This window comes from Treponema bryantii, from assembly GCF_900111035.1.
In the GTDB taxonomy this organism is placed as follows: Bacteria; Spirochaetota; Spirochaetia; order Treponematales; family Treponemataceae; genus Treponema_D; species Treponema_D bryantii_C.
Map to the genome: position 1 here is coordinate 149,609 of NZ_FOFU01000004.1, position 15,276 is coordinate 164,884.

The window sequence follows — 15,276 nt, forward strand, 5'->3', positions numbered from 1 at the left end:
ATTTTTGCTACTTATTATAATTTCATTCTGAAAAATTACTTATTAAAGAAGTTTGCAAGCAGTTCAACTTCAGTATTAAGGTAACTTGGTAATCCTCCCCAAACATTTGATTCACCATAGATACCGTAATCTCTGTCAGTTACATAAACATGAGTATATCCATATTTTTCAGCATTCATAAGTGCATCTACAAGCTGGGCATTATAAGCCTCATCAGAAATACCTAATGACTTATATTCGTTTATAACTTCATTTCGGAAATCTTCATAATTAAAAGCCTGATAGTATGCTGTACTTGCTGCCTGACGGAAATCTTCACCTGCTACAACTGATTTATCAAGAATAGAACTCTCAGTGATATCAGATTCATTATAAATTTTATTATTTTTTGAATCTTGAATTCTGAGCAGCTGCCAGCGGATAGCTTCATATCTGGTATTATTCTTAAGTACTTTCTGGCGGAAATCAGGAGAATCAATTACATCAAAATCATAAGCACCATGAATCAATGCAAGTTTATGAGCTACTTCTGAATTAACAGTACAAGAATCTGCAAGTCTCTTCCATTCAGGAGCAGATGCATCATAACTACTGTCTCGAGGATCTCCATATTTTGCGATAGAATATTTTTGCTCAAAACATACAAGAATATCTACAAGCTTTCCATATGCCATCTGATTACTCCAGAACATACCGCCTGCATTTCCAATTTTTATAAATTCAGGATGGACTTTCATTATTTCAGTAAAAAGCTGCCAGTAATATCCACCTTCTGGATTTATATTCAAATTATTTATCTCGTCAGCAAGATTTGTTCCCTTCGGATATTTAAGAAGTTCAGTCGGTGCAAATTCTTTTCCATTAGGAAATGTAAGAGTTGAATCATAATTTCCTGCAATCTCATATCTTGGATAGAATTCATCAATCCAGATACCATCAAGATTACAACCGTAAATATTACAATTAGCAATCCAGTTTTCAATATCACCGATTACAGAATCTTCTATTCCATTTATAGAACGATATTTGAAGCTGCCGTTTTCATTGGCAAATTCGGCAGTACATGTATGTACATAACCAATGAGTTTACAGTTCTGCTTAATTGTTCCAAGATAATCTTTAGCTGTTTCCCAGTCAAAACCACTAGGTCCATTCACTCCATTCAATACTACAAAAATATCCTTATCCGGATTATTTGCTTTAAATGATGCTACAGTTTTTTCAATCTGTTCCCAATTAGAAGCGCCTGTGATATATGCAGGAATTATTATACCATTGTTATACTCTATCTTGTTGCCTTCAGAATCTTTTGCTGCAAAATCTACAACTGTAATATTAGCTCCATTATTTGAAACAAAGCTTTTATTCTTTTCAGGTAATACAGTAGCTGATTGCCAGCCATCACCTTCTGAAGAAAATGATACATAACCAAATGCAAAGCTGTTGATTTTTTCTGCTACAAATGCTGAGTTTTCATCAAAAGGAATTTTTACAAATACCTCATGATTTTCTACAGTACAATCTAAAGTACATATAGCAGTTCCCCAGTTACTACCATTATATTTATACAACGATGTAACAAAAGTACCATCCGATTGCTTTGTTCTCTCAACTAAGAAATCTGCGCCACTTTCTGTCCAAAGCCATGATTTGAAACCAGTATCTGCATTTTCATCAGTATTTATATATAAATCAAAATTTGCGATACTTTCTGGTTCTTTAATTGAGGCATAAAGATAATTATTATCATAGATAAAATTAAAATCTTCGATCTCAAGATTCAGTTTCTTAGTTCCATAAGCAAAATTGTTATTCTGGGCAGGTAATATAGTTGCTATCTCCCAGCCATCACCTTCTGCAGAATATGAAACATAACCAAATGTGTATTTAGCAAAGTTGTCATAAATAAGATTTGATTCTGGATCAAAAGGGATTTTCAAAGTCACTTTATTGTTTTCAACAGAAGCTTCAACTTCAAATTTTGCATCTCCCCAAACAGAACCATCAAATGCATTATAGAAAGAAGTTTTAAAACTACCATCTGTCTGCTTTACTCTCTGAACTAAGATATCAGCACCACTTTCTTTCCAAAGCCATGATTTAAAACCAGACTCAGAATTTCCATCAACATTAATATAGAAACTAAGATTTGCTATATTAGCCGGTTCATCAATTGTTGCAAAGATATACTTGTCATTATAAGTAATATCCATTGTGCTATCCTGAGAAGTCGGATTAGAAGCTCTGGATGTTACACCGTCTCTATTCTTATAATTTGTTAGTCCCATTTGACAGCTTACAAAAGATAAGCCCAAAAGAACCGCAGGTAAAATTTTCTTAATCATAAAAATTCTCCATTTTAGTAAAAAGTTTTTTTGTCACGCTTACTTTTTTAATTTTTTATTTTGAAATTTCTCCAATTTTTGTTGCTTTCAGATCGGAATTCCAAAGATCTTTATTTGCAAGTTGAATTGGATAGTTTCCGTCAAAATCAGAAATTTTGAGGTATATTGTATAACTACCTTCCGGTAGTTTTGATGTATTCAAAACAAAACTTTTATCTTTTCCATCAAACACAAGGTTTGGATCTTTCTTTTCAAGAACAATGTTGCCATCTTTTTCAAAAAGCACAGTCATCACCTTCTTTCTGTGATAAGGAAGATTTGCAAAACCATTATTTATAAATGTCAGATTTATATCCATTTCAGAAAGATTTTCAGGATATTCTAAAAGCACGTCTGTTAAGACATAGCGATAGCCCATATGCTTAATCAGATATTTAAAGGCCGGTTCATTTTTATAATTAAACTTATTTAATTCACGGAAAACAGATTCTTTATAACCTATATTCAAAATTGAAAGATGATTTGTAAACATTTCAACCATTGAATTACAATTACCAGATTTCAAGTTATAGTTTCCGATCAATTCACCGCCATAAGGAGTATGATTTGTAAAGGCCTCCATAAAAGCAGTTTCCTGAGCACGATTTATGGTAAAAGTTCCAGAATCAGACTCTGAGCCAAGATAACCGTCATTATAAAGTCCCAGTCTGTAAAATTCTTTTTCAGAAGAAACAGGGGTAAATGATTCAGGAACATTTTCACAATCAAAATCAAAATCTGAATTTCTTCGTTTGATATAATCATAAATAAATCGTGGCTGACGAACTAACAATGGAACATCACAATTATTTGCTTCAAGTTCTTTTGTAAACTTTCGCATAACCAGAACAAGATATCCATTTTCAATATATTCATCATTTTTATCAGGTGTTGAATCAAGCTCTAATTCGAAATCATAATCATACTTTTCAAAATCAGCTTTTTTCATTTTTTTAGAATAAGTAGTAAAGTTCATTTCACCCCAAGGGCCAATCATTCCACACTGAATACCTGTCAACACTGATGCATAATCCTTAACTGCTTCGCAGATATCTTCAACATGAGTGAGAATTAAACCAAAATCTTCAGGCTCAACATCACGAGTTTTTCCATCACCTTCAAAATTTGGATCGTATGCAAAACGAATTAAAGCTGTTTTTCCTGCAGCTTTTACACGATTTAAAACATCTTTAATTTCATCTACCGGCAGATGAACCTTTTCTCCATTAAGACTTTCAGTTCCATCATTTCTTGTTGAAAAAGAACTTATATCAAACTCTATAAGCAGCTGATCAAATCTTGCAGTATTCAGAACTTCATTATCTTCAGGGTAAACTCCATCAGTACAAATCGGATTATGATTCTCAAGTCGATTTTTATAACTACTTTTTATTGTAATATTATCTTTTGTAACAATTGCCTTTACGACACTATAGAATCCCATATCAGGATTAAAAATAATCTTTTCGGAATCCTTAAACTCTAAATCAGGGTGAACACTTCTAATTTGTTCTTCCCCTCTTTCAGGATCCCTTTCCTTTTGTAGTGAAGCACTACAGCCAAATAGCACTGATGAGCACAATAATAAGACAGAAATAGTTCTTTTAAGCATATATAACCTCGCTATTGTTTTTATAACTGCTGTAATTCTGCAGTTATATTAAATAATAGGTAAAATCCCCTAAGGTTACAAAATTTATTATTTTTTATTTTATATTTTCACGAATTCATTTTTTTTATATAATAGATGCATTATTCCAAATGGGAGCCTGGATTTGAGACTCCCCCAAAAAATGTGAGGCGTGTATGAGTAAGTATCCATTTGAGTCCATCGAGCCTAAATGGCAGAAGTATTGGGACGAACACAAAACTTTTAAGGCAACTGAGGATGAAAAATTTCCACCAGAGAAACGCATGTATGTACTGGACATGTTCCCGTATCCAAGTGCTGCTGGTCTACATGTTGGACATCCTGAAGGTTATACCGCAACTGATATTTACTGCCGCTACCTACGTATGAACGGTTACAACGTTCTTCACCCTATGGGATATGACGCTTTCGGTCTTCCTGCAGAAAACTATGCTATTAAGACTGGAACACATCCAAAGACAACAACTAACGCAAATATTGAACACTTTACACAGCAGATTAAGTCGCTTGGTTTCTCTTATGACTGGGACCGCTGTGTTTCTACCTGTGAGCCAGATTACTACAAATGGACACAGTGGATTTTCCTCCAGCTCTACAAAAAAGGATTGGCATACGAAGCACAGACTCCAATCAACTGGTGTCCTTCTTGTATGACAGGTCTCGCTAACGAGGAAGTAAAAGATGGAAAGTGTGACCGCTGTGGTGCAGAAGTAACTCACAAAACAATCCGTCAGTGGATTTTGAAGATTACTGATTATGCAGACCGCCTTGATGCAGATCTCGAAGGTCTCGACTGGCCGGAAAGCGTAAAGGCAATGCAGCACAACTGGATTGGTAAATCAACAGGTGCTGAAGTTACTTTCACTGTAGCTGACAAAGACGGAAAACCAACTGATAATAAACTTACAGTTTATACAACTCGCTGCGATACATTGTTCGGAGCTACTTATATGGTAGTAAGTCCTGAGCACAAAATTATTCCTGAAATCACAACTGCTGAACAGGCTGATGCAGTTAAGGCTTATCAGGAAGCAGCTGCAAAGAAGTCAGATCTCGAACGTACAGACCTTGCAAAAGACAAGACCGGTGTATTCTCAGGAAGCTATGCAATTAACCCAGTAAACGGAAAACTCATTCCAATCTGGATTGCAGACTACGTATTGATTTCTTACGGTACTGGTGCAATTATGGCCGTACCTGCTCACGATGACCGCGACTGGGAATTCGCAAAGAAGTTCAATCTTCCTATCATCGAAGTTTTGAAGAGCGAAGTTGATGTACAGACTCAGGCTTGGACACAGGACGGAATCCACGTAAACTCTGAGTTCCTCGACGGTCTTAACAAGGCAGACGCTATTGCCAAGATGCTGGAATTCCTCGAAGAAAAGAAAATCGGCCGCAAGGCTATCAACTATAAACTCCGCGACTGGGTTTACAGCCGCCAGCGCTACTGGGGTGAACCAATTCCTCTGGTACACTGTCCAGACTGTGGAACAGTGCCGGTTCCGGAAGAAGAGCTCCCATTAAAGCTTCCTGAGGTAAAATCATATCAGCCAACAGGAACAGGAGAATCTCCACTTGCTGCAATTGATGAATGGGTAAACTGCAAGTGTCCAAAGTGCGGTAAACCTGCTAAGCGTGAAACAAACACAATGCCTCAGTGGGGTGGAAGCTGCTGGTACTACCTCCGCTACCTTGACCCACACAATGACAAGCAGTTCTGTGCAGCAGACAAAGAAAAATACTGGATGCCGGTAGACCTCTATATTGGTGGTGCTGAGCATGCCGTTCTCCACCTTCTCTATGCCCGCTTCTGGCACAAGGTACTTTATGATATCGGAGTTGTTTCTACAAAAGAACCATTCCAGCGCCTCGTAAACCAGGGTATGATCACTTCATTTGCTTTCCAGAGAAAGAACAAGACTCTGGTTCCTGTTGATGAAGTTGAACAGCGCGAAGACGGAAAATACTACGAGAAAGCAACAAACGAAGAACTCGAGCAGATTGTTGCAAAGATGTCTAAGTCTTTAAAGAACGTAGTAAATCCTGATGATGAAATTAAAGCATACGGTGCTGACTCAGTACGTATGTACGAAATGTTCATGGGACCTCTTACAATGTCTAAGCCATGGGCAACACAGGGTATTGTTGGTATTCACCGCTTCCTCGAAAAGGTATGGTCAGTATCTGAAAAGCCAATGGCTGATATCGATATCACTGGCAAGCTCGAAGACAAGGCACTCATCAGCGCCCGAAAGACTTTTGCTCAGACAATCAAAAAAGTAACTGATGATACAGCTACTTTAAACTTCAACACAGCAATCAGCCAGATGATGATTTTCATCAACGAACTCTCAAAGCTTCCAGAAGTTCCAAAGGCAATGTGGAGCGACTTCGTAAAGGTACTTTCACCTTACGCTCCACACCTCGGTGAAGAACTCTGGGAAAAACTTGGAAACAAGGAATCTATTGCATACGTTGCATGGCCAACAGTAAACGCAGACTTTGCTAAAGATGATACAAAGCAGATTGTTGTTATGGTAAACGGCAAAAAACGCGACACCTTCGAAGCAGCCCCAGGAACCGCAGATGACGTTCTCAAAGAAACAGCATTTGCCCGTGACGGTGTAAAGAAGTTTACAGACGGACATGAAGTTGTAAAAGTAATTATCGTTAAGGATAAGCTTGTTAATATTGTAGTTAAATAATTATTCCCCGGCAAAACCGGGGAATTGATAAGATTTCTGGATTTATAAAAAAATCCGCCTGTGGGACGTAGGAAAAAGAAAGCAAGGGGGAACCATCAGCGGCCACGCGAGCGAAGCAAGCGTGGGTAAGCGAATGATGGGGGATACCTTGCTTTTTTTTCCGTCGCTGGGACCCGCAGACGGATTTCTTTTTATATGAGCCGACTAATTAACCTCAGTCACCGAATTTATAAGGTTGAATAAGTATTTAAACCCCGTCGCAGAAATCGCCTTCTCTGCCTCATTCGACATCGACATAAAATACAGTTTATGACCAACATCTTCACTATCGTTGAAAGCAGCCATAAGGAAGCCTATTCCTGCAGGATCAAGTTCAACAAGTTTTGACATATCAAGAACGATATTATTTTTGTGAACAGCGTCATAAAGCATGTTCTGGAATTCACCGATAGTATAGGCATTCAAAGCGCCTTCGAGTTCGTATAAGTGGTAGTTAGCACCGTCTTTTTCTACAATTGATAACTGTTCCATATTATAAACCAGCCTCCTTCATCATTGCATCAAGATCGCTTAAATCCGGCATTTCAAAGCCTTCCGGCATTGTCATATCATCAACTGGGATTGCAGGCTTTTTCTCTGCAGGCTCTTCAACAGCAGCTGCTTCTGCCACAGCGGCCATTTCTGCAGCTACAGATTCTGGAGTTACAGTTTCATCTGCGACTGCATCCATCTGTGTATCTACTGGCTCTTCAGCCGGGGTTTCTTCTGCAGGAGCCTCGACAGTCTCTGTAGTTTCAGCAGCAGCCTCAGTTGCTTCAACAGCCTCACCTTCTGCCGGTGCTTCAACAGTTTCCTTCTTCTCTTCTGGAAGTCCCTCATATTTAATTACGAGGATAGATACGTCATCTTCCATTTCCTTAGACATAAACTTAAGAAGACCTTCAAAAGTAAACTGAGCCATACGCTGTGCAGGATAAGTTGAATTATCAAGTACAGCCTGCTGAACACGCTCTTTACCAAACTGTTCACCACGAAGTGAGTGTGACTGAATCAAACCATCAGTACAAGCCATGATGATATCACCATGATTAAGCTTTGTAGTTTTTACAGAAACATAAGGGGTAAGATCCTTTACGAATCCAAGAACGTGTCCACTACCCTGAATTTCAATTACGTTATTATAAACCTGAGTATACATCATCAATGCAGGAATACCACAGTTGATGTAATACATCGTATCAGTTTCAAAATCAATAAGTGCAAACAAACCAGCGAAGATAGTTCCCTTTGGAAGCGAATCTCTTACGAAGGTATTGAGCTTAACAACAAGCTGCTTAAAGTCATGAACTTCGGCTAGATAAGAACGGATGATGGACTTTAAGATGACCATGTTCATGGAAGCTGCAATACCCTTTCCAGAAAGGTCACCTACTACAAAGAGGTGTCGCTTTTCTGTGAGACGGATCATATCAATGAACTCACCACCAATGTTGTGAGCAGGAACCATCATGTATCCTATATCAACCTTTGGAGTCTTTACATGATCAATGTTTTCCTGGATGGAAGTAATGATCTGTGAAGACATCTTAATTTCACGGTTTACGACACCTAATACATCTTTATTTGAAATGTTACGCATGTAGTAACCGAATACGAAGAAGTATGAGTAAAGCTTTACAAATACGTTGTAGTCATATTCCTTATAGTGGTCACCACTGGCCTTCTTACCAAGAGTGATGATACCAAAGATGTTATGACCTTCGTTCAAAATAAACAGAGCATCTGATTTTGTATGAGCAAAGAAAGCTTCAAGTTCTTTCTGAGCAACGGCAAGATCATGCTGCTTTTCAATCTGACTCTTTACAACAATACTTTTGTTGATATTAAGAAGTGCATCAAACATAGGATTGTTTAACGGAATCTTAATATTCATATTATTTGAAGAATAAGCAACATCAAGTTCGTTCTGGCCAGAAAGAATGTATACGGTCATCGATGAAGATTCAACGTTTCTTCGCATGATTTCAAACATCTTTGCTGTAATCTGGTCCATTTCACTCTCTTTATAGTCAATCTTAGCAAGTTCCTTTTCAAGAGAAGCTTCGTAATCTGCTGTATAAAGTCTTGACGATGAAGAAAGTACAGAACTAATCCACAGAGAGAACAAAACAGCAACTGTAGAATAAGCAATAAACTGTGCAATAAAGACTTTTGTATATTCGCCGGTTGCAGGCTGTAAAAACATAGAAAGAACACCTACAGCAACTGCAGGAAGAATATATGAAACCAAAGATTTGAACAATGTAACAAACATTGCCTTTCCAGAAGGAACCGAAATCTTTGTAAGAGCCATATAGAATACAACATACATGAACAGGTATGAGTACATATACAGCAATGAGAAGGCTGGAGCTGATGTAGATACAAACTTAATTGCAAGGTTAATTGCCCACATCAAAAGAATACCTTCTGCCATTACTGAGGTCTGATATTTTTCAAGCTGAGTAGCATTCTTATCTTCCTGAAGAATTACAAGGAAGAGCATTCCTGTGATAGGAATTACATAACGATATAAATTAGTAAACAAAGATGTCCAGGTCAGAGGGAAAAACTCTCTGGCAGGAGCAGGAATCAGATACTCTGATGCAATAACAATTCCATGTTCAAAGGAAACATCAATTGTTGTAAATTGAAAGAATGAAATAATTACTGCAAATAAAACAAGAGCATATTTTATCAATGATATAATCAGATATTTTCTTGGTCTTCCAATTTCAAAAATACCAAAACTGACAATTACAAAGGCAATTCCATCCAATGCCAGACAAATACGCATAACAGGAACTATAAGAGCTTCAAAGTTCGTATAGCGCATTATAAGTACGAGAACAAACAGAATTGATTCTATTGCAGTAACAAGCATGGCAACAGAAAAAGAAGAAACTCCAAGGTTATCTGACTTTGTCTTAGTATCTATAAGATGTGTAAAGAAAATTATGAAAAGTGCACAAACAATATTAAGAATAATATAAATCATATTAGTAACCTACCTTGGCAATCATCATTGTAACGTCATCATGAAGTTTTTTATCGCCATTGTATTTCATGATAAGGTCTACAATATCATCAACCATCTGCTGAGGCTCTTTTGCAGCACCAGCCATAAGGGTCTTTTTATAGATATCTGTATCACCGAGCTCTACACCACTTTCATCCATTACTTCCGATACACCGTCGGTTGCCATCAGAATGGTATCTCCACGGAAAAGACGTTTTTCTGCAACATTAACATCACCAACATCAAGAATACCGATGAGCGAAGCATTTGAAGTAAGAGGCTTGATTCGGTAACCATCTGGCGAAGGTGAAAGAATAATAGGATCAGACATGGAAGCGTTGATATAACGGATACGCATCTTTTCAGTATCAATAATACTAAGGAACAATACAGTATATTTATCCTGAAGGTGCATTCCCTTAATCGCTTTATCGATTGCATGAAGCACACCAACAAGATCTTCCTTGTCTTCGATAATCTTTACAGTGTTCATCACCAAACCCATGATGAGGGCAGCAGGAAGTCCCTTACCAGATACGTCTCCAAGCATGAGAAGTGTCTTTGAAGCATCAATTGGAAGAATTGAGAAGTAGTCTCCCGATACGTTTACGAGAGGACGGTAGTAAGTTGCAATTTTGAGCTTTGGAATGTTTGGAATCTTCTGAGGAAGGAATGACTGCTGTGTTTCAGCCAGCTGTTCCCATTCCTTTGTTGTTGCAGAAATTTCAGAAAGTGTTGTAATTGTACGGGAACGGCTTACAAAACGCTTGTACTCTTCCAGAAGTCTCTTATATACATCGAGGTCAAAAAGTCTTGTATAACGGCAGAAAACATAAAGGTGATATCCGTCGCAGCACATAAAGAAACCGCGTGCCTTGCGGTAATTTGTAGTTACACCAATATGGCGGTCGAAAAAGTAGAAACCATCCGGCCACTGTTCAGTAAAGTGCTGATCAAGCTTATTTCTTACAGTATCAGAAGTTGAAGTTCTGTTTGGACTGTTGTAAAGAATGTAGTTTTTAGTACGATCAATAAGAAGTACAGAACAGTCACCCTGCTTTTCAAGAACATCACCAATTACAACGTAAAAGTCATCAAGGGAATAACAGAAACGCAGACGGTTAATGAAATCGTTAAGAATAACAGTTTCACCTGTTTCAAGAGTATCTTTCCTAACCTTTGCGAGAAGGAATGAACGGAATCTATTGCCCCAGAACACCGTAGCAAAGAAAACAATAAACGCAACCAAAAGCGTTATCCAAGAAAAACCTTCTGTTGTTTTTTGCGGCAAAAGCATAAGACATGACGCAACAAAACATATTATAGTCAAAACATTTATAGAGATAAGGACAGCTCTTTTCCTGGTTTTATACATGATTACCCCTGATTTTCTAACTGTATATTTTAAATAGAATGATACTATTCTATCATATTATCGGAGGAATTTGGAAAAAAGTTCAATAAATACGGTTAATCACCGAGTTTTGAAAGATTAAGGAGATTTGGTTCCTTAGGAGGATTTTCCAGATCCATATACTGCTTCAACAGATCCTTCTGTTTAGAAGAAAGATGAGTTGGAACCTGAACCATAATCTTAACGTACAAATCACCCTTACGAGAAGAGCCGCTCATTGGAACACCTTCACCCTTAATGCGGAGAAGTTTGCCGTTTGCAGTGCCATCTGGGATTTTAATTGCTAATTTCTTGCCATCAAGGGCTGTAATAGTGATTTCACAGCCAAGAGCAGCCTGAGCAATGCTGATTGGTACAGCACAGTAGAGGTCTGCACCGTCTCTTTCAAAGAATGGATGCTGTTCTACGTGTAATACAACTACGAGGTCTCCTGCTGGTCCACCGTTTTCTCCGGCATCCCCCATTCCGCGGATTACGATACGTTTTCCGTTATCAACTCCGGCTGGAATCTTAAGAGACATCTGCTTAGATTTTTCCTGAATACCTTTTCCACGGCAGCTTGGACAAGGTTTGTCAATTATAGTACCTTTACCGCCACACTTAGGACATGTCTGCTGAATAGTAAAGAAACCATTGCCCTGGCGTACCTGACCCATACCATTACAGGTAGGACAAGTCTTTTTAGAAGCACCGGCAGCAGCACCACTACCCTTACAAGCCTCACAAGGCTCATTGTGCTTAAAATGAATATCAGCTGTTGTACCGTATACGGCATCCTTAAACTGAATATGAAGATCATAGCGGAGACTTGCACCGGCTGCTGGACCACTGCTTCTTGAACTGCGTGAACCACCGCCAAAGCCACCGCCGAAAATACTGTCAAAAATATCAGAGAAGCCGCCACCAGCTCCTCCAAAGAGGTCTGAGAAGTCGTGGAAGGCATGTGAATACTGTGCTCCACCACCGCCACCAGCTCCCATTCCGTCAAGACCGGCAAAACCGTACTGATCGTAAATAGGTCTTTTTTCTGCATCAGAAAGAACTTCGTATGCTTCTGTTGCTTCGCGGAATTTTTCCTCGGCAGATTTATCTCCTGGATTTCGGTCCGGATGATATTTTACAGCAAGCTTGCGGTATGCCTTTTTAATTGCATCCTGATCAGCTGATTTATCAACACCTAATACTTCGTAATAATCGCGTTTTGCCATGATAATTTATCCAATAATAAAAAAATTGCGGCTCGCATAGTCTCGCCGCTTGAGCCATTCTTTCGATAATCCTAAACCGGCCCGCTGTCGCAGCCCGGTTTTTAACGGATTTTCGATTTTAGGCTTTATTTTTCATCCTTTACTTCGTACTCAACGTCGTCTGCTGAGCCTTTGTTGAAGCCAGATGATTTGTTTTCTGCGCCTGCATCTGAAGCACCAGCTCCAGCGTCTGCACCAGCGGCACCGTCAGCACCTGGCTGAGCTCCGCCTGCTGCTGCCTGCTGCTTGTAGAGTTCTTCAGCGATCTTGTAAGAAGCCTGCTTCAAAGCTTCTGTCTTAGACTTAATATCTTCTACATTGTCGCCCTGTATAGCCTGCTTAAGAGCTGCAACTGCATCTTCAATCTTCTGCTTTTCGCCACCATCAACCTTGTCTCCAAGATCCTTAAGTGTCTTTTCTGTAGCATAGATCAAGCTGTCTGCTTCGTTGCGGGCATCAACGCCTTCGCGCTTAGCCTTATCTGCAGCTGCGTTTGCTTCTGCATCTTTAACCATCTTCTCGATTTCTTCATCAGAAAGTCCAGAAGAAGAAGTAATCTGAATGTGCTGTTCCTTACCAGTGCCCAAATCCTTAGCAGATACGTGAACAATACCGTTAGCATCGATATCGAAGGTAACTTCAATCTGTGGAACACCACGAGGAGCTGCTGGAATACCTACGAGGTCAAAACGTCCGAGTGTACGGTTCTGGTCAGCCATTTCACGTTCACCCTGGAGTACGTGAATTGATACTGCAGTCTGTCCATCAGCAGCTGTAGAGAAAATCTGGCTCTTCTTTGTAGGAATTGTTGTATTTCTTGGGATAAGCTTTGTGAATACGCCACCCATTGTTTCAATACCAAGTGAAAGTGGAGTTACATCAAGAAGAAGAACGTCCTTTACATCACCCTGGAGTACACCACCCTGAATTGCTGCACCAACTGCAACTGCTTCATCTGGGTTTACAGCACGGCTACCCTCTTTTCCAAATATTGCCTTAACAACTTCCTGTACCTTTGGCATACGAGAAGAACCACCAACAAGGAGAACCTCGTCAATCTTGTCTGCTGTAATACCAGCATCCTGGAGAGCCTTGCGGCAAGGTTCCTTTGTTCTTTCGTAAAGGTCATCTGTCATCTGTTCAAACTGAGCACGAGTCAAAGACTTCTGAAGGTGCTTTGGACCTGTTGCATCAGCAGTAATAAATGGAAGGTTGATATCTGTAGAAGTCTGAGAAGAAAGCTGAATCTTTGCATTTTCAGCTGCTTCACGGAGACGCTGCATAGCCATTGGATCTTTAGAAAGGTCAATGCCTGTGTCAGCCTTAAAGCCGTCGATCAGCCAGTTTACGATAACACGGTCCCAGTCATCACCACCAAGGTGTGTATCACCGTTTGTAGATTTTACTTCGAATACGCCGTCTGCAAGTTCGAGAATAGAAATATCGAATGTACCACCACCAAGGTCGTATACAGCAATTGTCTTTTCCTTGTCCTGATCCTGTTTGAAACCGAATGCAAGAGAAGCAGCTGTAGGTTCGTTGATAATACGCTGAACATTGAGACCAGCGATCTTACCAGCGTCCTTAGTAGCCTGGCGCTGAGAGTCGTTGAAGTAAGCAGGAACTGTAATTACTGCGTCTGTTACTTCTGTTCCGAGGTAGTCCTCAGCGGTTTTCTTCATCTTCTGAAGAATGAAAGCAGAAATTTCCTGTGGAGAATACTTTTTCTTCTGTCCACCCTCTTCTACTTCTACACGGCAGTCTGAACCGTTATCAATAATTGTATATGGAAGCTTTGTTGCTTCACCCTGAAGTTCACTGAAGCGATGTCCGATAAGACGCTTTACAGAGTAAACTGTGTTTTTAGGATTTGTTACCATCTGGTTTTTAGCAGGTGCACCAACAATGCGGTCTCCCTTAGCTGTGAAACCTACGATAGAAGGAGTTGTACGTCCACCTTCTGAGTTCTGAATTACTACTGGTTCACCGTTTTCCATTACGGCAACACAAGAGTTTGTTGTTCCTAAGTCAATACCAATGATTTTTCCCATTTTTATTTACCTCGCTTTGTAATTTACAATTCTTTTGTCATTGCGAGGAGCGTAGCGACGTGGCAATCTATAAATGGATTGCTTCACCTTCGGCTCGCAATGACGAGCTTTATTTTACGCCTTTGGTACTTTAACCATTACCTTAGCGTGACGAATTACTTTATCCTTGAGCTTGTAGCCCTTGAGATAAACCTGAGCCAATGTTTCCTTCTTGGCTTTTTCATCTTCCATACGGCCAATTGCTTCGTGCTCGTCAGGATTGAATTCATCTCCTTCCTTGCCGTAACCAACAAGACCATATTTGTCTTCAAGCATTTTAACAAGAGCCTTGTTAATCATTTTGATTCCGTCTGCGATTGATTTTGCATCTTTTGCGTCCTTTGCAGCATCAATTGTACGATCAAAATTATCAAGACTGTCAAGCAGGTCGCCCAAAAGTCCGGCGTTTGCGTAGTCGTAAGTGTCCTGCTTTTCTTTCATCATGCGCTTGCGGTAGTTATCAAAGTCTGCAGCGCGGCGCAAGAGCTGATCCTTAAGATCAGCATTTTCTTTTTCAAGGGCAGCAATGCGCTCTTCTGGAGTCTGTTCTTTCTTTTCTTCTGCTTTATCCGACTCTGGAGCAGCATCCGCAGTCTGTGAATCAGCAGCAGCTTCCTGAGAAGTTGCTTTTTCTTCAGTCTGATTTTCAGCTTGTTCTGTTTTCTCTTCAGCCATTAGTTTTCCACCGTGAAAAATGATTTCTATATTATAAATTACTAATTTT

At 39.4% G+C, this 15,276-nt stretch carries 9 protein-coding genes; 1 reads left to right on the forward strand and 8 read right to left on the reverse strand.

All coding sequences use genetic code 11. The features are described from left to right. Positions 1–35: 35 nt before the first annotated feature. Both BMY21_RS08810 and BMY21_RS08815 read right to left on the reverse strand, forming a co-directional pair. Positions 36–2,345 carry a putative glycoside hydrolase gene (locus BMY21_RS08810; RefSeq protein WP_074643005.1) on the reverse strand — a complete coding sequence of 770 codons (2,310 nt, stop codon included), beginning with the start codon at positions 2,343–2,345 and terminating at the stop codon, positions 36–38. A 55-nt stretch (positions 2,346–2,400) separates the two neighbouring features. After that, the gene (locus BMY21_RS08815) at positions 2,401–3,996 is read right to left on the reverse strand and encodes a DUF4832 domain-containing protein (protein WP_083379804.1); all 1,596 of its coding nucleotides are present in this window, start codon (positions 3,994–3,996) and stop codon (positions 2,401–2,403) included. 194 nt (positions 3,997–4,190) lie between these two features. Between BMY21_RS08815 and leuS the strand changes: the two genes are divergently transcribed. After that, entirely contained in the window at positions 4,191–6,743 is a 2,553-nt protein-coding gene (gene leuS / locus BMY21_RS08820; RefSeq protein WP_074643010.1) for a leucine--tRNA ligase, read from the forward strand. Between the two features lie 204 nt (positions 6,744–6,947). Here leuS and BMY21_RS08825 read toward each other — a convergent pair whose 3' ends face one another. The 6 genes from BMY21_RS08825 to BMY21_RS08850 form a co-directional block, all read right to left on the reverse strand. Then, positions 6,948–7,274, reverse strand: a complete 327-nt coding sequence (locus BMY21_RS08825) for an STAS domain-containing protein (RefSeq protein ID WP_074643013.1) — start codon at positions 7,272–7,274, stop codon at positions 6,948–6,950. Between the two features lies 1 nt (position 7,275). Beyond that, positions 7,276–9,780, reverse strand: coding sequence for a PP2C family protein-serine/threonine phosphatase (locus tag BMY21_RS08830; protein ID WP_074643016.1), 2,505 nt, complete (start codon positions 9,778–9,780; stop codon positions 7,276–7,278). A 1-nt stretch (position 9,781) separates the two neighbouring features. Continuing rightward, on the reverse strand, positions 9,782–11,131 hold the full coding sequence (locus BMY21_RS08835) for a PP2C family protein-serine/threonine phosphatase (RefSeq protein ID WP_256210348.1): 1,350 nt from the start codon (positions 11,129–11,131) through the stop codon (positions 9,782–9,784). Between the two features lie 140 nt (positions 11,132–11,271). Next, positions 11,272–12,423: a molecular chaperone DnaJ gene (dnaJ, locus tag BMY21_RS08840; protein ID WP_074643020.1), complete on the reverse strand. Its 1,152-nt coding sequence runs from the start codon at positions 12,421–12,423 to the stop codon at positions 11,272–11,274. Between the two features lie 125 nt (positions 12,424–12,548). Beyond that, a complete protein-coding gene (gene dnaK, locus BMY21_RS08845; protein WP_074643022.1) occupies positions 12,549–14,513 on the reverse strand; it encodes a molecular chaperone DnaK in 1,965 nt (654 codons plus the stop codon). Between the two features lie 114 nt (positions 14,514–14,627). Beyond that, entirely contained in the window at positions 14,628–15,227 is a 600-nt protein-coding gene (locus tag BMY21_RS08850) for a nucleotide exchange factor GrpE (RefSeq protein WP_074643025.1), read from the reverse strand. Positions 15,228–15,276: the final 49 nt, after the last annotated feature.